This window comes from Pseudomonas xionganensis (assembly GCF_009763245.1).
Lineage (GTDB): Bacteria > Pseudomonadota > Gammaproteobacteria > Pseudomonadales > Pseudomonadaceae > Aquipseudomonas > Aquipseudomonas xionganensis.
Map to the genome: position 1 here is coordinate 259,398 of NZ_WKJZ01000001.1, position 19,017 is coordinate 278,414.

16 protein-coding genes are annotated in these 19,017 nt (G+C 63.7%); 6 read left to right on the top strand and 10 right to left on the bottom strand.

From position 1 onward, the window contains the following. Nucleotides 1-126 precede the first annotated feature (126 nt). The 3 genes from ehuR (at nt 127) to GJV18_RS01230 (ending at nt 3,509) form a co-directional block, all read left to right on the top strand. Nucleotides 127-1,530: a MocR-like ectoine utilization transcription factor EhuR gene (gene ehuR / locus GJV18_RS01220; protein WP_160342905.1), complete on the top strand. Its 1,404-nt coding sequence runs from the start codon at nt 127-129 to the stop codon at nt 1,528-1,530. A 148-nt stretch (nt 1,531-1,678) separates the two neighbouring features. Further along, on the top strand, nt 1,679-2,215 hold the full coding sequence (locus tag GJV18_RS01225) for a TRAP transporter small permease (RefSeq protein WP_160342906.1): 537 nt from the start codon (nt 1,679-1,681) through the stop codon (nt 2,213-2,215). Nucleotides 2,216-2,231: 16 nt separating this feature from the next. Further along, entirely contained in the window at nt 2,232-3,509 is a 1,278-nt protein-coding gene (locus GJV18_RS01230) for a TRAP transporter large permease (protein ID WP_160345915.1), read from the top strand. Between the two features lie 42 nt (nt 3,510-3,551). On the opposite strand, the gene GJV18_RS01235 is transcribed toward GJV18_RS01230, so the two are convergent. The 7 genes from GJV18_RS01235 to GJV18_RS01265 all read right to left on the bottom strand — a co-directional run bounded on the left by GJV18_RS01235 (nt 3,552) and on the right by GJV18_RS01265 (nt 12,867). Continuing rightward, the gene (locus GJV18_RS01235) at nt 3,552-4,448 is read right to left on the bottom strand and encodes a peptidoglycan DD-metalloendopeptidase family protein (RefSeq protein ID WP_160342907.1); all 897 of its coding nucleotides are present in this window, start codon (nt 4,446-4,448) and stop codon (nt 3,552-3,554) included. 270 nt (nt 4,449-4,718) lie between these two features. Further along, entirely contained in the window at nt 4,719-5,624 is a 906-nt protein-coding gene (locus GJV18_RS01240) for a response regulator (protein ID WP_160342908.1), read from the bottom strand. A gap of 99 nt (nt 5,625-5,723) precedes the next feature. After that, the gene (gene phoU, locus GJV18_RS01245) at nt 5,724-6,452 is read right to left on the bottom strand and encodes a phosphate signaling complex protein PhoU (protein WP_160342909.1); all 729 of its coding nucleotides are present in this window, start codon (nt 6,450-6,452) and stop codon (nt 5,724-5,726) included. A 175-nt stretch (nt 6,453-6,627) separates the two neighbouring features. Continuing rightward, a complete protein-coding gene (gene pstB / locus GJV18_RS01250; protein WP_160342910.1) occupies nt 6,628-7,461 on the bottom strand; it encodes a phosphate ABC transporter ATP-binding protein PstB in 834 nt (277 codons plus the stop codon). A gap of 89 nt (nt 7,462-7,550) precedes the next feature. After that, entirely contained in the window at nt 7,551-9,167 is a 1,617-nt protein-coding gene (pstA, locus tag GJV18_RS01255) for a phosphate ABC transporter permease PstA (protein ID WP_160345917.1), read from the bottom strand. Nucleotides 9,168-9,386: 219 nt separating this feature from the next. After that, entirely contained in the window at nt 9,387-11,672 is a 2,286-nt protein-coding gene (locus GJV18_RS01260; protein WP_160342911.1) for an ABC transporter permease subunit, read from the bottom strand. Between the two features lie 226 nt (nt 11,673-11,898). Then, nucleotides 11,899-12,867 (bottom strand): PstS family phosphate ABC transporter substrate-binding protein, encoded by a 969-nt coding sequence (locus GJV18_RS01265; RefSeq protein WP_160342912.1) that lies wholly within the window; start codon nt 12,865-12,867, stop codon nt 11,899-11,901. A gap of 228 nt (nt 12,868-13,095) precedes the next feature. Here GJV18_RS01265 and GJV18_RS01270 point away from each other — a divergent pair, with 228 nt between their 5' ends. Beyond that, nucleotides 13,096-13,497 (top strand): acyl-CoA thioesterase, encoded by a 402-nt coding sequence (locus tag GJV18_RS01270; protein WP_160342913.1) that lies wholly within the window; start codon nt 13,096-13,098, stop codon nt 13,495-13,497. A 42-nt stretch (nt 13,498-13,539) separates the two neighbouring features. Here GJV18_RS01270 and GJV18_RS01275 read toward each other — a convergent pair whose 3' ends face one another. Next, nucleotides 13,540-14,199, bottom strand: a complete 660-nt coding sequence (locus GJV18_RS01275; RefSeq protein ID WP_160342914.1) for a TIGR04211 family SH3 domain-containing protein — start codon at nt 14,197-14,199, stop codon at nt 13,540-13,542. A 293-nt stretch (nt 14,200-14,492) separates the two neighbouring features. After that, complete coding sequence (locus tag GJV18_RS01280) at nt 14,493-15,593, bottom strand: TRAP transporter substrate-binding protein (RefSeq protein ID WP_160342915.1); 1,101 nt, start codon at nt 15,591-15,593, stop codon at nt 14,493-14,495. Between the two features lie 195 nt (nt 15,594-15,788). Between GJV18_RS01280 and GJV18_RS01285 the strand changes: the two genes are divergently transcribed. Continuing rightward, nucleotides 15,789-16,334, top strand: coding sequence for a TRAP transporter small permease subunit (locus tag GJV18_RS01285; protein ID WP_160342916.1), 546 nt, complete (start codon nt 15,789-15,791; stop codon nt 16,332-16,334). Continuing rightward, nucleotides 16,327-17,703, top strand: a complete 1,377-nt coding sequence (locus GJV18_RS01290; RefSeq protein WP_160342917.1) for a TRAP transporter large permease — start codon at nt 16,327-16,329, stop codon at nt 17,701-17,703. The genes GJV18_RS01285 and GJV18_RS01290 overlap by 8 nt, the downstream gene beginning before the upstream one ends. Nucleotides 17,704-17,794: 91 nt before the next feature. On the opposite strand, the gene GJV18_RS01295 is transcribed toward GJV18_RS01290, so the two are convergent. After that, the gene (locus tag GJV18_RS01295; RefSeq protein ID WP_160345919.1) at nt 17,795-18,991 is read right to left on the bottom strand and encodes an ABC transporter permease; all 1,197 of its coding nucleotides are present in this window, start codon (nt 18,989-18,991) and stop codon (nt 17,795-17,797) included. Between the last annotated feature and the right edge of the window lie 26 nt (nt 18,992-19,017).

Sequence of the window (19,017 nt, forward strand, 5' to 3'; positions counted from 1 at the left end):
CCGAACAGGTCGAGCGGTTATGCAATGTACTGAAACCTGCTAGAGTGACCGCATCAAATGCAGGTCAATCCGCACGAAACACATATTTAATACCAGTACATTTTTCGTCAAGGACTTTATTGAACTATGACAATAGACCTGAAGCCCTTTATCCGCTCCGGTCAGCCGAAATACCTGGCCATCGGCAACGCCCTCAACGAGGCAATCAACGCCGGCGCCCTGCAGCCCGGCAGCAAACTGCCCACCCACCGCGAACTGGCCGAGGTGTTGGGCGTTAGCGTGCAGACGGTGAGCAATGCCTATGCCCATGCCGAGAAGCAGGGCGTCATCTACGCTCAGGTGGGGAGCGGCACCTTCGTGCGCAGCCGCCACGTCAGCCATGAGTCGGACTACCTGTCCACCGACGAACATGAGGACCCCAACCGCGGCATTGACCTGTCCACCGCCCACCCGGTGTGCACCGCCCGTCACGTCAAACTGTATCGTGAGGGCCTGGAGCGCCTGGCCCGGGAGGGGCGTGACGACTTCATCACGTCCTTCCACCCCACCCAGGGCCTGACCCAGCACCGCGAGGTGGTCTGCAACTGGCTGGCGCAGCAGCAGAAGATGCCGGCCGATCCCGATCACATGCTGTTCTGCAATGGCACCGCCCATGCCCTGACCATTGCCATGGCCACCGTGCTCAACCCGGGTGATACGGTACTCTGCGAGCATGAGACAGGGATGCTGTTGCTGGCACTGGCGCAAACCCTGCATTTCAAGCTCAAGGGTGTGGCCGCCGATGACCAGGGTCTGCTGCCCGAAGCCCTGGAGGCCGCCTGCCGCCAGGGCGGAGCCCGGGTACTGTTCTGCACCCCGACCATGAACAACCCGAACAACAACACCATGGGTCTGGAACGCCGCCAGCAGATTGCCGAACTGGCTCGGCGCTATGACCTGACGGTGGTGGAAGATGATGTCTACGGCGCCCTGCAGCCGGATCGCAGTCCACCCCTGTCGGCCCTGATTCCGGAGCGCAGCTTCTATGCCACCAGCCTGACCAAGGTGACCCTGCCCGGCATGCGCGCCGGTTATCTGGTCACCCCGCCGCACCTGGTGCAGCAGGCCATCGGCCGCCTGCGCAGCACCACCTGGATGGCCACCCTGATGCCGTTCGAGATCGCCAGCTGGTGGATGCAGGACGGCACCCTGGAACGCATGATCGGTTTCCAGCAACAGGAATTCGCCGCCCGCCAGCAAATGGCCAGCGAACTCCTCAGCGCCTGTCGCTACAAGGCCCACCCCAACGGCATGCATATCTGGGCTGAGCTGCCGGAGCACTGGCAGCCGGACAAATTCGTGCGGCGTGCGCGCCAGGAAGGCGTGATGATCTTTCCGGCAGAGCCCTTCCTGGTCAGCGTCGACCGCAACAACCCCTATGTGCGCATCAGCCTGGGCGCCGAGCAGAGCCGCGCACGCGTCCAGGCCGGACTGAGCACGTTGAATACACTGATGGAAGAAATCCCGCCGCCCATGCATTTCGTATTCTGAAGCAGCACGAAAATCATGTCAGAGCAATAAAACTGACAGATTTGTAATGATTCAAATATTTAATTGACATGATTTTTAGCCGGCGATACTGTCGAGCCTCCACAACAATAAAAATGCCTGTCGCCACGGCTACAGGCAGGAGGTGGCAATGCCTTGGTTGTCTAAACTGGATTGGCTGCTGGAAAAGCTCGAGGCCTTTATCCTCGCCAGCGCCATCCTGCTGATGGCGCTGAACTCGGTCGCCAATGTCTTTGGCCGCTATCTGTTCAATCAGAGCCTGTACTTCTCCGAAGAGCTCAATCAGTTCCTGATCATCTTCGTCACCTTCGTCGGCTGCAGCTACGCTGCCCGGCACAATCGCCATATCAGTATGAGCGCCTTTATCGAGCAGCTGACAGGCAAGCCGGCGGCGGCCAGCCTGCTGCTGATCCACCTGCTGACTGCCGCGCTGCTGTGCTGGCTGACCTGGGCCTCCATCGGCTACGTGCAGTCAGCTGCGCGCGTCGGCCGTGCTTCCTCGGCCCTGCAACTGCCGCTGCACTACATCTACCTGGTGATTCCCCTGGGGCTGGGCATGAGCGGGCTGCAGTTCCTGCGCCATGCCTTTGTCCAGCTGCTGGTTCTGCTCGGGCGCCGTGAAGCGCCGCAGCAGCACATCGACGCGCCTCTTCCACCGCAAGCCTGAGTTCGCCCGCATGGATATGACCACCGCCCTTCTGCTGATCATGCTGGTCCTGCTGCTGGCAGGCTTTCCCATGATGACCACCCTGCTGGCAGCTGCGGCTGCGGGCTTTCTGTTCTTCTTCAATATGGGGCCGGAGTTCCTGATCCAGCAGATGATTGCCGGTATTCGGCCATCGGCCCTGGTCGCCGTGCCGATGTTTATCCTGGCCGCCGACATCATCACCCGCGGCGCCACGGCCAACCGATTACTGGATGTGGCCATGGCGTTCGTCGGCCATGTCCGCGGGGGCATGGCGGTCACCACGGCGCTGAGCTGCGCCATGTTCGGTGCCCTGTCGGGCTCGACCCAGGCGACCGTGGTGGGGGTCGGCAGCATCATGCGACCGAAGATGCTGCAACAGGGCTACAAGGACAGTTTCGCCATGGCGCTGATCATCAACGCCTCGGATATCGCCCTGCTGATTCCACCGAGCATCGGCATGATCATCTATGGGGTGGTTTCCGGCACTTCGGTCGCCGAGCTGTTTATCGCCGGGATCGGCCCGGGCCTGCTGCTGATGCTGCTGCTCGCTGGCTATTGCTACATCTATGCACGCCTGGCCGGCATTCCACGCAGTGAAAAACTCGGCTGGCTGGAGCGCCTGCGCACCTGCCGCCGCGCCATTCTGCCGCTGTTGCTGCCGGTCATGACCATCGGCGGCATCTACACCGGGGTGTTCAGCCCCACCGAGGCAGCCGCGGTGTCGGTACTCTATGCCCTGATTCTGGAAGTCCTGATCTTTCGCCGGGTCAAACTCAGTGACCTGTCGAGCATCGCCCTGTCCACCGGCATGATCACCGCCGTGGTGTTCATCCTGGTGGCAGCCGGCTCGGCCTTTTCCTGGGTGATTTCCTTCGCTCAGATTCCGCAGCAGATCCTCAGCGGCATCGGCTTGCTGGAGGCCTCACCCACCGAACTGCTGATCATCATCTCGATCGCCTTCTTTATCGGCTGCATGTTCGTCGACCCGATCGTGGTGATGCTGATCCTGGTGCCGATCTTCGCCCCGGCCGTGCGCCTGTCCGGCCTGGACCCGGTGCTGGTGGGTACCATCATCACCCTGCAGGCAGCCATCGGTTCGGCTACGCCGCCCTTTGGCTGTGACATCTTCACGGCCATTGCGGTGTTTCGCCGTCCCTACTTTGAAGTGATCCGGGGCAGCCTGCCGTTCTTCATGATTCTGCTGCTGATGTCGGTACTGCTGATCATGTTCCCGCCCATCACCCTGTTCCTGCGCGACCTGGCTTTTCGCTAGCCACCCCCGCGGAAGGCATCCAGGCGAATGGCAACAGGCGCGCTATTCGCCACCCACGGCAAAGTTGGGCAGGCTGTTGACCGGCTGGGTGAAATCGAAGGGGATGGACTCCACCGCCAGGCCGACGTTGCGCTGTACCACGAAGTGCAGGTGCGGGCCGGTGCTGTTGCCGGTATTGCCGGAGCGCGCCAGCAGGGTGCCGGTAGCCACCCGTTGCCCCTCGCGCACCTTGACCGAGCCCTGCATCAGGTGCAGGTACACGCCCATGGTGCCGTCGTCGTGGAGGATGCGCACGAAGTTGCCGGCCGGGTTGTTGCCGCGACCACTCTGGTTGTTCTCGGTCTTGACCACCATGCCAGCGCGGGCCGCAACGATGGGCGTACCCTCGGGCATGGCGATATCCATGGCGTAGCGCCCCTTGGGGGTGTAGTGGCTGTACTTGCCACCCGCGCCCTGGGTCAGGCGGAAGGGGCCACCGCGCCAGGGCAGCGGGTAGCGGTTCTGCGTCGGCACCAGGCGCGGATCGCCCAGGGCGTAGCGCAGTTTCGGCTTGTAACGCAGGGGTTTGCCGGCATCGCGCGGGGCCAGGGTAGCCAGGCGGATATGGCTGCGCGGCGGCACCACCCAGTTGATCGGCTTGGCCGGCGCCCCCACCACGTTATCCAGTTGCTCCAGACGCAGCTCGATCTGCACCGGGGCATACAGGTCGTTGCGCACCAGCAGGGTCTCGCCCGCCTCGTGCTTCTTGGTTTCCAGCTTCACCTGGTTATCCAGGCGCTCAACCATGCGGTCGCTGAAGACGAACACCTGGGCGCCGGGCACTGCCTGGTCGCTATAGGTCACCACGCCATGCTTGTCGACGTACTTGTAGATGGTCAAAGCGCTGGCAGACCCGGTAAAGGTCAGCAGACAGAAGAGGAAAAGCAGACGGCCTGACATAGCGACTCGATTCTTATGGCTTTTTGCTACCCGGATCTACAAGGCTAGCAGCGCCGGCAAGGCCGTGCCAGACACCGACGGTCAGGCTGTGAACCGGCTCACCGCCATGGCTGGCCCGCAAAGCGTGCAGGCAACCTTGGGCCTGTTCCACCCAGACACTCAATGACCCCTGTAGGGTGGGAAACAGCGCAGCGTTTTCCCACCCTACGGAGTGCACCATCAATGGCACAGGGTGGATGTAAAAAACGACATCCACCCTACAGCTAGCTGTCAGGCGCCGGGGCTGAAATGCTTCTGCGCCGTACCCCGGGCGATCAGCCGCGACAGGTAGTCGAGCTTTTGCGGGTCACGGTCGACGAACTTGAAGGTCAGCTGCAGCCATTCGCTATCCGGCTTGGGCTCCAGTGCCGCCACCGCATGCAGGTAGCCATTGAGCCGGGCGGTTTCCGCCGCTTCGCCCTGCTCCAGATCGAGCACCGCGCTTTCCAGCACCTGGGGCAGCTGTTCGCTGCGCTTGACCACCAGCAGCGCCTCCTTGAGGCTCAGGGCCTTGATCACGCAGGCCATGCTGCCGCTGGGCAGACGCAACTGGCCCTGGCCGCGCCCGCTCGGCGCACTGGCCGCCTTGGCCGCCGGCTGGGCGGCAAAGGCGGCGGCAGCCACCGGCGCGGCGGCGGCCGGCTTGGGCTTGGCCACCTCGGCCGGTTTGCCGCCGGTCAGGGCCGACAGCGAGTCATTGGCCAGGCCCGTGCTGAGCATCTTCGGCCCGTGGCCGGTCATCAGCGCCTGCAGTTTGCCGGCGCGGCTCAGGGCCTTTTTGACCTTGGTCACCAGTTGTTCGTTGGAGAAGGGCTTACCGATAAAGTCGGACACGCCGGCCTGAATGGCCTGCACCACGTTGTCCTTGTCACCGCGGCTGGTGACCATGATAAAGGGGATGGTTTTCAGGTTGTCCTGCTCGCGGCACCAGCTGAGCAGCTCCAGGCCGGACATTTCCGGCATTTCCCAGTCACAGAGGATCAGGTCGATGTTCTGGCGACCGAGCAGCTGCTGGGCCTTACGCCCATTGACGGCTTCCTCGATCTGCACGCCGGGAAAGTGGTCACGCAGGCCCTTCTTCACCAGATCACGGATAAAGGTCGCGTCGTCCACCACCAGTACGTTGACTTTGCTCATCGGCCACTCCTGTTGTAATGGCCTTAAGCATAGTCGTGCCTGCTGGCCAAAGGCCAACCGAAATACCGCCCTTTATCGGTCAGCCTGGTGGCACAGCTCTCAGTTGCGGTTGCCGCCCTGCACTTCTTCCTGCATACGGGCCAGGCCCATGTGCTTCACATCGGTACCGCGCACCAGATAGATCACCAGTTCGGCGATATTGCGCGCGTGGTCGCCGATGCGCTCCAGCGAGCGCAGGGCCCAGATCACGTTGAGCACCCGGGAGATGGAGCGCGGGTCTTCCATCATGTAGGTGACCAGCTCGCGCAGGGCGGTCTTGTATTCGCGGTCCACGGTCTTGTCGTACTGGGCCACCGACAGGGCCAGGTCGGCATCGAAACGGGCGAAGGCATCCAGCGACTCCTGCACCATCTTGCGCACCTGATCGCCGATATGCCGCACCTCGACATAGCCCCGTGGCGACTCGCCTTCCTCGCACAGCAGGATCGCGCGCTTGGCAATCTTGGTGGCTTCGTCACCGATACGCTCCAGGTCGATCACCGACTTGGAGATGCTGATGATCAGGCGCAGGTCGGAGGCGGCCGGCTGGCGGCGGGCGAGGATGCGCACGCATTCCTCGTCGATATTGCTTTCCATCTGGTTGATCTGGTCATCGACCTCGCGCACCTGCTGGGCCAGGCCCGAGTCGGCGTCGATCAGCGCGGTGACCGCATCGTTGACCTGCTTCTCCACCAGGCCGCCCATGGCCAGCAGGTGGCTGCGCACCTCTTCCAGCTCGACGTTGAATTGCTGGGAAATATGCTGGGTAAGGTTTTCTTTGTTGATCATGGTTCGCTCCGCAAAGGCTGCCGGCTTGGATGGCCATGGTGCGCACAGCGCACCCTACTAATTTGTCAGGTGGATGGGCTTTGGCAGAGGGTGCTGGGCAAGGAGGCGGAACGCAGACAGTACAAGTAGTACGGCAAGTTCCGCCGACGCAGTCCAGCGCACTCTGACATGGCCATCAGCCGTAACGACCGGTGATGTAATCCTCGGTCTGCTTCTTGGCCGGGTTGGTGAACAGGGTGTCGGTATCGCCGTACTCGATCATCTTGCCCATGTACATAAACGCCGTGTAATCCGACACCCGCGCTGCCTGCTGCATGTTGTGGGTAACGATAACGATGGTGTACTTGGACTTCAGCTCGTAGATCAGCTCTTCCACCTTGAGGGTGGAGATCGGGTCCAGGGCCGAGCAGGGTTCGTCGAGTAGCAGCACTTCCGGCTGTACCGCCACGGTACGGGCGATCACCAGACGCTGCTGCTGGCCGCCGGACAGGCCCAGGGCCGAGTCGTGCAGGCGGTCTTTCACTTCATCCCACAGCGCCGCGCTCTTCAGCGCCCACTCCACGGCCTCATCCAGCACGCGCTTCTGGTTGATGCCCTGGATACGCAGGCCATACACCACGTTCTCGTAGATGCTCTTGGGGAAGGGGTTGGGCTTCTGGAACACCATGCCCACGCGGCGGCGCAGCTCGGCCACGTCTTCGCCCTTGCGGTAGATATCGCGGCCGTCGATGCGAATCTCGCCCTGCACGCGGCAGCCGTCGACCAGATCATTCATGCGGTTGAAGGTGCGTAGCAGGGTCGACTTGCCGCAACCCGACGGGCCGATAAAGGCGGTCACGCGCTGCTTGGGGATGTTCAGCTTGACGTCGAACAGCGCCTGCTTCTCGCCGTAGAACAGATCCAGGCCCGGCACCTCGATCGCCGTGGTCTCGGCGGCCAGATTGAGGCTCTGCTTGTCACGGCCCAGGGCCGCCATATCGATACCGTGGGTATGGGTTTCATGTTGCATAACAGTCTCCTTCGGAGGCTATAGGCTTCAAGCTGCAGGTTGCAGGCCGGCTCTCGCCTGATGCCTGCAGCGTGCCGCCTGCAGCAGAATTAGTGATCCAGCGCCTTGTACTTTTCGCGCAGGTGGTTGCGGATATACACCGCACTGAAATTCAGGGTGGCAATCACGATCACCAGCAGCAGCGCCGTGGCGTACACCAGCGGCCGCGCAGCTTCGACGTTGGGGCTCTGGAAGCCGACGTCGTAGATATGAAAGCCCAGGTGCATGATCTTCTGATCCAGGTGCAGATAAGGGTAGTTGCCGTTCAGCGGCAGGGACGGCGCCAGCTTGACCACGCCCACCAGCATCAGCGGTGCCACCTCACCGGCGGCACGGGCCACGGCGAGGATCAGGCCGGTCATCATGGCCGGGCTGGCCATCGGGATCACCACCTTCCACAGCGTCTCGGCCTTGGTTGCGCCGAGGGCCAGGGAGCCTTCGCGCACCGCACGGGGAATCCGCGCCAGGCCTTCCTCGGTGGCAACGATCACCACCGGCAGGGTGAGGATGGCCAGGGTCAGCGAGGCCCACATCAGGCCCGGGGTACCGAAGGTCGGCGCCGGCGCCGCTTCAGGGAAGAACAGGCTGTCGATCGAGCCGCCCAGCACATAGACGAAGAAGCCCAGGCCGAACACGCCATAGACGATCGAGGGCACACCGGCCAGGTTGTTCACCGCAATGCGGATCACCCGGGTCAGCGGCCCCTGCTTGGCGTATTCGCGCAGATACACGGCGGCGATCACACCGAAGGGGGTGACCAGCACGGCCATCAGCATCACCATCAGCACGGTGCCGAAGATGGCCGGGAAGATGCCGCCCTCGGTGTTGGCCTCGCGCGGCTCGTCGCTGACGAACTCCCACAGCTTGATGCCGTAGAAGCCGACCTTGTCCAGCGGGCCCATGGCATTGGGGCGGAAGGCGCGCACCACCTTGCCCAGGACGATATTGCTTTCGCGGCCATCGCTGACGCGCACGGTCATGCTGTCGCGGTTGAACTGCTGATAGAGCTCGACGATCTGCGCTTCCAGCACCTTGTAGTCGGCATCCAGCACGGCGCGGCGCGCGTCCAGGGCGGCCTGGGCGGTTGCATCCAGCTTGCCCTGCAGCTCCAGCTTGCGCCCTTCCAGACGGATGCGCTCCATGCCGTGGTTGATCCGGCCGATGTCCTTCTTCTCCAGGCGCGCCAGCTGGGCATGCAGCTGCTCAACCCGCTCGATGCGCTTCTGCAGCTCGTCCCAGGCGGCCTCGCCCTCGGCGACCACTTGACCGTTTTCCTTGACGTTGATCAGGTAGCCATACATGTTGCCCCACTCGCGGCGCTCCACCACCATCAGCTCGGCGGGCGTGCGCGGGTTGCTCAGCCACTCGCCAATCACCCAGCTGAAGTCGGCGCCGAACAGCTCGCGGTTACCCACCTTGAGCAACTGGCGGGTCATAAACTCGCCGCCCTCTTCGGCCACCGGCAGACCGCTGGCCGCCAGGCGCGCCCGCGGCACTTCCTCGGTCTGGGTGATCTCGCCGGCCATCACCTTGGGCGCCTGCCCGGGGATGCTGTAATCGGCTTCGACCACATCGGCCGGCCAGAAGTGGCCCAGGCCACGGCTGGCGATCACCAGCAGCAGACCGATGGTCATGATGATGGCGATGGCCACTGCGCCACCGCTCATCCACACGCCCGGAGCGCCGCTCTTGTACCAGGATTTCAGGTTGTTCTGTTTCACGGCATCACACCTTGAATGAAATCATTCTTTCCTCCCCTCTCCCGCTTGCGGGAGAAGGGCCGGGGGAGAGGGTTCGTGGCTGTCACGCTACCCCCTCCCGCCCTTCGGGCACCCTCCCCCGCATGCGGGAGAGGGGCATCAGTTGGCCTGCTACGCAGGCATGTTTTACAGGCTCGAATACTTGGTGCGCAGACGCTGGCGAATCACTTCCGCCAGGGTGTTCATCACAAAGGTGAACATCAGCAGCACCAGCGCGGCGAGGAACAGCACCCGGTAGTGGGTACCACCCACTTCCGATTCGGGCATTTCCACCGCCACGTTGGCCGCCAGGGTGCGCATGCCTTCGAAGATGTTGATGTCCATGATCGGCGTATTACCGGTGGCCATCAGCACGATCATGGTCTCGCCCACGGCGCGGCCCATGCCGATCATCAGCGCCGAGAAGATGCCCGGGCTGGCGGTGAGAATCACCACCCGGGTCAGGGTCTGCCAGGGCGTGGCACCCAGGGCCAGGGAGCCGAAGGTCAGGCTCTTGGGCACGCTGAACACGGCGTCTTCGGCGATCGAGTAGATGTTCGGAATCACCGCAAACCCCATGGCCAGGCCAACCACCAGGGCGTTGCGCTGGTCGAACGGGATACCCAGGTCATTGGTCAGCCACTGGCGCATATTGCCGTCGAACAGGGCGTTCTCCACATGACCGCTCAGCCCGAAGGAAATCCAGCCGACCACCAGGATCACCGGAATCAGCAGCGCCGATTCCCAGCCTTCCGGCACGCGGTGGCGGATGCTGGCCGGCAGCTTGGTCCACAGGAAGCCGGTCAGCAGAATTCCTATGGGCGTCAGGATCAACAGGCTGAAGATGCCGGGCAGGTGGTTCTCTAGGAAGGGCGCGAGGAACAGGCCGGCGAAGAAGCCGAGGATCACCGTCGGCAGCGCCTCCATCAGCTCGATCACCGGCTTGACCTTGGTGCGCATGCGCGGCGCCATAAAGTAGGCGGTGTAGATGGCGGCCGCCACGGCCAGCGGCGCGGCCAACAGCATGGCGTAGAACGCTGCCTTGAGAGTACCGAAGGCCAGCGGCGAGAGGCTCAGTTTGGGTTCGAAGTCGGTGTTGGCCGAGGTGGACTGCCAGACATAGTCCGGTTCCTGATAGCTCTCGTACCAGACCTTGCCCCACAGCGCGCTCCAGGATACTTCCGGGTGCGGGTTGTCGATCACATAGCGCTGCAGGCTGCCCTCGTGCTCCACCAGTACACGGGTGGCACGCGGCGACAGGCCCGCCAGGCTGGCGCCCTCGGCCACCTGCTGCTTGAGCAGGGTGCGCTGCGCGGTGCTGTGGAACACGCCCAGCTGCCCCTCGGCATCCAGGGCCATAAAGCCCTTGCGCCGCTCCTCGGGGAGGATCTGGGTCACCGAGGCATCGCCGAGCTGGAAGCTGCGGACCTTCTGGAAGGTCGGCGTGCCCTCGTTGCCACGCACCATAAACCACTGCTGGATGCCGCCCTTGGCGTCACCGAACATGATGGAGATACCGCCCAGCAGGCTGGTCACGGTGGTGATGCGGTTGCTGCTGTCTTTGAGCAGCTCGTAGCGACCATTGAGGTTGCGCTTGCGCAGGTCGAAGACATCCGCGGTGGACTGCCCATTGATCGCGTACAGCCACAGCTGGCGCGGATCCAGCAGCAGGCTGTGAATGGCATCGGAAACCTGGGGCAGCTGAATGCGCTCCTCGCTCAGGGTCACCTCGCCGGTGAACAGGTTCTCTTCACGGCTGAGGCTCAGCAGGTGCAGCTCGGCGCCAGTGGCACCGGCCAGCATCAGGCTGCCGCTGTTGAGGTTGATGGCCACATGCTCCAGGGCGCGGCCCTGGGGATCGAGAGTGATCGGCGCTTCGCCGTAGGGGTACTCGATCAGCGGCGCGATGGTGCGCACATTGTCCGGGTAGGTCACCTTGTAGCTGTGCTGCAGCACCAGCACCTGGCCGTTGTCCAGGCCCAGGGCGACACGACGGGTACCCGGCTGGTCTTCACTGAGCGAGCGGATGGCCACGCCTTCCGGCAGTGGCAGATTGACCGCCTGCATGGCCTCGCCACTGCGGACGTCGAAGAACTGCACCACACCGTCAGCCGCCAGGCGCATGGCCACCTGATTCTGTTCCTCCATGGCCAGCATCAGCGGCGCGGCCGCCTCGGCCAGCCAGGCCGGCTGCTGGGCCTTGCGCGACTCGATATCGGCGCCCTGAAACAGCGGCAGCACGACATGGGCCAGGTAGAAGAAGATCAGGGTGATGGCGCCCAGCACGGCCAGACCGCCAATGGACACATACCAGTTGGCCAGACGATCCTTAAAAGCGCGCATGCGCCGCTTGCGCTGCAGCGCCGGGGTGTTGAAGTCCAGCCCCAGGGGGTTTTTCGGACCGTTGAGCTGTTCTTTAGCCAAGTCATTCATGCGAGGAAGTCTCTGCGCGACCTACAGTTGCAGCGCGTACGGCTGCTCAGGGTTGCCAATCTAACGGGCTTGTATGACAGAAAGATTACAAGCGTTTGACATGACAACGCCCACCACTCCGAAGAGGGCGGGCGCGGTCCTGGCATTAGGATCCTGGGCCTGTGCGGCGGCGCTTAGCGGCGCCGCACAAGGTGGATCCTTGGCATCCCTGCCTGTGCCTTGAGCCTTACAGGCCCAGATCCTTCAGGGCTTTCTCGGCCACTTTGGCCGGCAGCGGGATGTAGCCATCCTTCATCACAACTTCCTGGCCCTGACGGGACAGCATCAGCTTGACGAATTCGGCGTCCAGCGGGCTCAGGGCCTGGTTCGGTGCCTTGTTCACGTAGACGTAGAAGAAGCGCGCCAGGGGGAACTTGCCGGCCAGGGCGTTCTCTTCGTTGGCCTCGAAGGCCTCACCGCCCTTCTTGGACAGGGGTACGGCACGGACGCTGGAGGTCTTGTAGCCGATGCCCGAGTAACCGATGGCGTTCAGGGTGCTGGAGATGGACTGCACCACCGAGGCCGAACCCGGCTGCTCGTTGACGTTGGCCTTGAAGTCACCTTTGCACAGGGCTTCTTCCTTGAAGTAACCGTAGGTGCCGGATACCGAGTTGCGGCCGAACAGCTGTAGCGGCTTGGCAGCCCACTCGCCGGTCAGACCGACGTCACCCCAGGTGGTGATGTCCTTCTCGCCACCGCACAGGCGGGTGCTGGAGAAGATGGCGTCAACCTGCTCGATGGACAGGCTCTTGATCGGGTTGTCCTTGTGCACGAATACAGCCAGGGAGTCGATCGCAACCGGTACGGCGGTCGGCTTGTAGCCATACTTTTCTTCGAAGGCCTGGATTTCGCTGTCCTTCATCGGACGGCTCATCGGGCCCATGTTGGCGGTGCCTTCGGTCATGGCGGGTGGCGCGGTGGAGGAACCGGCGGCCTGAATCTGGATGTTGACGCTCGGGTATTCCTTCTTGAACTCTTCAGCCCACAGAGTCATCAGGTTGGCCAGAGAATCGGAACCGACGCTGGACAGGTTGCCCGATACACCGGAAGTTTTCTCGTAGCTCGGCAGAGCCGGATCGACAGCAGCAACCGCAGTGGCGGTAGCGACGCCAGCGGCGACAAAAGTCATGGCCGCCATCAAACGCTTGAGTTTCATGCCTTACTCCTAAGCAGAACAGTGTTGGATTGAACGGGGCCAAGTATCTTTAGGCCACGTGACGACTCTATGAAACCAATATGACAATTAGATGACCGCAGCAAAGATTGCCCCCGCCTGCCAGCCTATTGCCATGGTCGCCCTGCGACTGTTCAGTCGCTATACTCGCAAACCCCGTGACCCTGCGGGCCAGCGCCAATAACAACAACCGCACCGCGAGCCTATCCGATGCACGATTTCGAACAGGAAGACCCCATCCCGCAAGGCGATCTGGCTCTGCAGATCACCGCCCTGCCCCGCGAGACCAATGGTTTCGGCGATATCTACGGCGGCTGGCTGGTGTCGCAGATGGACCTGGCCGGCACCGCCATGGCCAGCAAGGTGGCCGGCGGCCGGGTGGCCACCGTGGCCATCGACCGCATGGCCTTTCTGGTGCCGGTGGCGGTGGGTGCGCAGCTGTCCTTCTACACCCAGACGGTGGAAGTGGGACGCAGCTCGATCCAGATGCTGGTGGAGGTGTGGAGCGACGACCCGCTGTCCAGTGAATGGCGCAAGGTCACCGAGGCGGTATTCGTCTTCGTCGCCATCGACGGCAGCGGCCGTACCCGCCCGGTACCGGCACGCCGCTAAGGCTGTCGGCAGGATGCACGGCGCAGCCTGCCGGTCGGTTCATCAGACCCACTGATCGTTGCGCTTGCGTCGCACCCGCAGCAAGGTCGGCAGAATCAGCCCGGCAAACAGCCCGGCGCCGGCGATGCTGCCGCCGTAGACCATATAGCGCATCAGCACCTGCTGGTTCTCTTCACCCAACTGTGCCTGCAGCTCGCGCAGCTCGGCGCGGGCCTGGCTCAGCTCGCTGTCCAGGGCCGCACGGGCCGCCTGGGTTTCCTCGACCAGCGCCTTGCGCGCCTCCAGGGTTTCCTCCATGCCCTGCACACGGGCCTTCCAGCTGTCATTAATGCCGGCCAGTTCGGCGCTGAGCTCGGCCACCTTCTGCTCCAGTTGCGGCAAGCGTTCGGCCTGGCCGGGCACCTCCTGCAGGTCACGACTGGGAATCCACACGGCATTGCCGTTCTCGCTGCGCACCTGGCTGTAATCGCCCTGGCTACGCAGCAGTTCGACCTTCTGCCCGGACACCAGGGTGCCGACGATACGGTAGCCATCGGTGGGCCCGCTGCGCACGTAGGTATTCAGGCTATCGCTGACCCAGCGCTGATTACCGGGCGCCTGTTCGGCATGGACAGCGTTGCCGACCAGCAGCAGGCCGGCGCATAGCCAGGTGCGGCGCACCAGAGGGGAAACGCGCAAGGGGAACGGATGGGATAGGGACATAGGGCAATCTTCACATGGCAGTAGGACAAAACCCTCGAATGGGGGCGATCAGCGTCGGCCAGGCGAATGCCTTGAACAGCCGCACAAGCAGGCGGCAATGGCGCTTGAGCATGGCCAATGGCCAGGCCAGACACCCCAAGGGGCCGACAGCTGACAGACAGCCGGGGCGCGGCAGGAGTTCATTCACCGAGATGCCCGCAAGCTGAGTGGCGCGTGATGGCCGGGGCGGCAGCGCGAGGATCGGGCCATAAAAAACGCCGGCTCAAGGCCGGCGTTCGGGGGTGGCGGGGCAATCAGCCGCGGATATTGTAGATATCCTTCTCATTCGCTTCGGCATAGTCGAACAGGCGCTGCAGATAGGCCTTCTGCTGCGCCCACACCTTGCTCGCCACCGGATCGGCGGCGGCGCTGGCGTCGACCACTTCGGCGGCCACTTCCTTGAGCTTGGCCAGCACCTCGTCCGGCAGACGACGGACTTCCACACCATCGGCCTTGAGCTGCTCCAGGGCTTCCATGTTCTTGGCGTTGTAGTCATCCAGCATGTCGCCGTTCACATCGCGGGCGGCGGCGCGGACGATGGCCTGCAGATCGGCCGGCAGGGTTTCCCAGGCCTTGATATTGACGTCCAGCTCGAACAGCACGCTGGGCTCCTGCCAGCCCGGGGTGTAGTAGTACTTGGCGGCCTTGTGCAGGCCCAGGGCCAGGTCGTTGTAAGGGCCAATCCACTCGGTGGCGTCGATGGCGCCGGTCTGCATGGCGGTGAAGATCTCGCCGGCCGGCATATTGACCACGGTGCCGCCCATCTTGGTCAGCACTTCGCCGCCCAGGCCCGGGGTGCGCATCTTCAGGCCCTGGAAGTCTTCAACGCTGTTGATTTCCTTGTTGAACCAGCCGGCGGTCTGCACACCGGTGGAGCCGCAGGCCATGGGCAGGACGCCGAAGGGCTTGTACACCTCCTCCCACAGTTCGATGCCGCCGCCGCGGTGCAGCCAGGCGTTCATTTCCTGGGCATTGGGGCCGAACGGCAGGGCACAGAAGAACTGTGCCGCCGGCACCTTGCCCTTCCAGTAATAGGGCGCGCCGTGGCCCATCTCGGCAGTGCCGCGCGATACCGCGTCGAATACCTCCAGGGCCGGGACCAGTTCGCCAGCGGCATACACCTTGATCTTCAGGCGGCCGTTGCTCATCTCCTCGACCAGCTTGGCGAAACGCTCGGCACCGACGCCAACACCAGGGAAATTCTTCGGCCAGGAGGTGACCATCTTCCAGTTGAAGGTCTGCGCAGGGGTTGCCTCCTGAGGCTTGGCGCTGCTATCGGCTTCCTGTTTGCAGGCGGCCAGGGCGCTGGCAGCCAGGCCAACACCGGCCGCTGCGAGAATTTGACGACGCTTCATGTGAGGCTCCTTATTGTTGTAGTGGTCAGACCAGAGGATCGCTACGACCTGACCGGGCATGTCTAACATAGGGGTAAGTGACCCTCAAGCCTAGTTCATGCGACTAAAGTTGTAGTTGCATTGCCGGATAAACCCGGGCCTGCCTAGAATCGCCGGCCTGCCTGCTCCAGCCACCCATAACCACAAGGACTGCCAATGTCCGCGAAAACGCCTCTCCCCCTTGCGCTCGCCCAGCTGATCGACACGCTCAATGCCCTGTTGGGCAAGTGCTGCGCCTGGCTGACCCTGTTCCTGGTACTCGGCACCTCGGTGGTGGTGGTGCTGCGCTACGGCTTCGGCATCGGCGCCACCGCCCTGCAGGAAGCCGTGCTCTATGCCCACGCCCTGGTGTTTATGGGCGCCGCTGCCTGGGTCCTGCAGACCAACGGCCATGTGCGCGTGGACATCTTCTTCCAGAAGTTCAGCGGCCGTCGCCAGGCCCTGGTGGAGCTGCTCGGTAACCTGCTGTTCCTGCTGCCCATGTGCCTGTTCCTCGGCTGGGCCAGCTGGGACTACGTGAGCAACGCTTGGTCGACCCTGGAAGGCTCCAGCGAGTCGGGTGGGCTGAAGTTCGTCTACCTGCAGAAAAGCATCATCCTGCTGCTGGTGATCAGCCTGGTCCTGCAGGGCCTGGCCAATCTGACCCGGGCGCTCTATATCATCGCCGGCCGCCTGCCTGCGCCGGAGGTGAAACATGGTTGAGTTGATGGCAATCCTGCTGTTTATCAGCATCTGCGCGGCCCTGATGGCCGGTTATCCGGTGGCCTTTACCCTGGGTGGGGTGTCCTTGCTGTTCGCCGGCATCGGTGTGCTCACTGGCACCTTCGACGGCGGCTACCTCAGCGCCCTGCCCAACCGCATGTTCGGCATCATGAACAACCAGACCATGCTGGCGGTGCCGTTGTTCGTGTTTATGGGCGTGATGCTGGAGAAATCCCGGGTCGCCGAAGACCTGCTGGAGTCCATGTCACGGCTGTTCGGTACCCTGCGCGGCGGCCTGGCCATCTCGGTCTGTGTGGTCGGCGCGCTGCTCGCCGCCAGCACAGGTATCGTTGGCGCCACCGTGGTGACCATGGGCCTGCTGGCCCTGCCGACCATGCTGCGCCGTGGTTATGACCCGGCCATCTCCACCGGCACCCTGGCCGCCACCGGCACCCTGGGGCAGATCATCCCGCCGTCCATCGTCCTGGTGCTGCTGGGCGACGTGATGTCCAGCGCCTACCAGCAGGCGCAATTGAAGATGGGCATCTTCTCGCCCAAGACCGTGTCGGTGGGCGACCTGTTCGTCGGTGCGCTGCTGCCGGGCCTGCTGCTGGTGGGCCTGTATATCGCCTATATCATCGCCGTGGCGATCTTCCAGCCGAAGAAGCTACCGGCCCTGCCGCAAGAGGAGCTGGGCCCGATCGAATGGGGCAAGCTGATCAACGCCCTGGTACCGCCGTTGCTGCTGATTGGCGCGGTGCTGGGCTCGATCCTGGCCGGCTACGCCACCCCCACCGAGGCAGCTGCCCTCGGCGCCCTGGGCGCCATGCTGCTGGCCGCCTACAAGGGCAAGCTGAACCTTGGCCAGCTGCGCGAGGTGGCCTACGGCACCACCAGCATCAGCGCCATGGTCTTTATGATCCTGATCGGCGCCTCGCTGTTCTCCCTGGTGTTCCGTGGTTTCGGCGGCGAGCACATGATCGAGGAGGTGTTCGCCCAGTTGCCCGGCGGCGTGCTCGGCGCCTTCTTCCTGGTGATGCTGGTGATCTTCCTGCTGGGCTTTATCCTCGACTTTATCGAGATCACCTTCGTGGTGGTGCCGATTGTCGGCCCGGTACTGCTGGCCATGGGCCTGGACCCGATCTGGCTGGGGGTGATGATCGCGCTGAACCTGCAGACCTCCTTCCTCACCCCGCCGTTCGGCTTCGCCCTGTTCTACCTGCGCGGGGTCACACCGGCATCGGTGCCCACAAGCACCATCTATAAGGGTGTGCTGCCCTTTATCCTGATCCAGTTGCTGCTGCTGGTAATTGCCTACCAGTTCCCGGGGCTGATTACCTGGCTGCCGGAGCAGGTGTACGGCAAGTAAGGCCGGCAGCCGCCTGATCCCGTAGGGTGCGCCGTGCGCACCGGCAAGCCGTGTGTGCCTCGGTGCGCGCGGCGCACCCTACGCAGTGACCCTACTCGCTACGCAGCGCATCCACCGGGTGCAACTGCGCAGCGCGGCGCGCCGGGGCAATGCCGGCGAGCAGGCCGATCAGCGCCGAGAACAGCAGGGACAACAGCAGAAAACCCGGCGCCAGGCTTAGCGGCAGCCCCGGCAGGGCCAGCAGCAGCGCCACCAGCAACAACCCCATCAGCAGCAGGCCCAGCACCCCGCCGGCCAGGGACAGCAATGCCGCCTCGGTCAGGAACAGGCCCAGCACCTGCCGCGGCGTGGCGCCAATGGCGCGCAACAGGCCAATCTCCGCCGTGCGCTCACCGACCGTGGTGGTCATGATGGTGAGGATGCCCACCGCCCCCACCAGCAGGCTGATGCCGCCCAGGGCGGCGATGGCGATGGTCAGGGTGCCGAGGATGCGATCCAGGCTGGCGAGCATGTCGTCCTGGGTGGTCAGGCTGAAATCCTCGCGGCCATGGCGCTCGATCAGGGTCTGGCGAATGCGCGCGCTGAGGGCCTGGGAGCTGGTGCCAGCCGTGAACATCAGGTTGATCTCCATCAGCCCCTCGCGGTTGAACAGGCTCTGCGCCCAGTCCACCGGGATATAGGCGATATCGTCCAGGTCGAAGCCGAGCAGCTGACCCTTTTCCTCGATCACCCCCACCACCCGAAAGCGCATGCCACCGACCCGCACCAGCTCGCCCAGGGGGTTGGTGCTGCCGAACAGCTCGTGGCGCAGCTTGTGCCCGAGCACCACCTGGGGCGGCGAGCGGCCGTCGCGGGCCGCCGGCAGAAACTGCCCCAGGGCCAGGCGAAAGCCCCAGGCCTCGGCCAGCTGATAACCGCCGCCGATCACCTCGGTGCGCCGGCTGCGCACACCGTACTGGATATCGCCGCTGCCTTGGATAATCGGCACCACCGCCTGCACATGGGGCAGGCGGCGCAGGCTCTCGGCATCGCTGACTGTCAGCGGCCGCACGCTGCTGAGGATGCCGCCCAGGCCGCCGGTCTGGGTCTTGCCCGGGTGGATGGCGATGATGCGGGTGCCAAACTGGGAGAAGTTGTCCAGCACATACAGGCGCAGGCCCTCGCCCATGGCGGTGAGCAGCGCCACCGCGGCGATGCCGATGGCCACCCCGAGCAGAGTCAGCAGGCTGCGCAGCGGCCGGCTGGTCAGGGTGCCGAGGCACAGGCGCAGACCATCCTGCCAGCGCATCATGGCCGCACCGCCTGTTCGGTGCG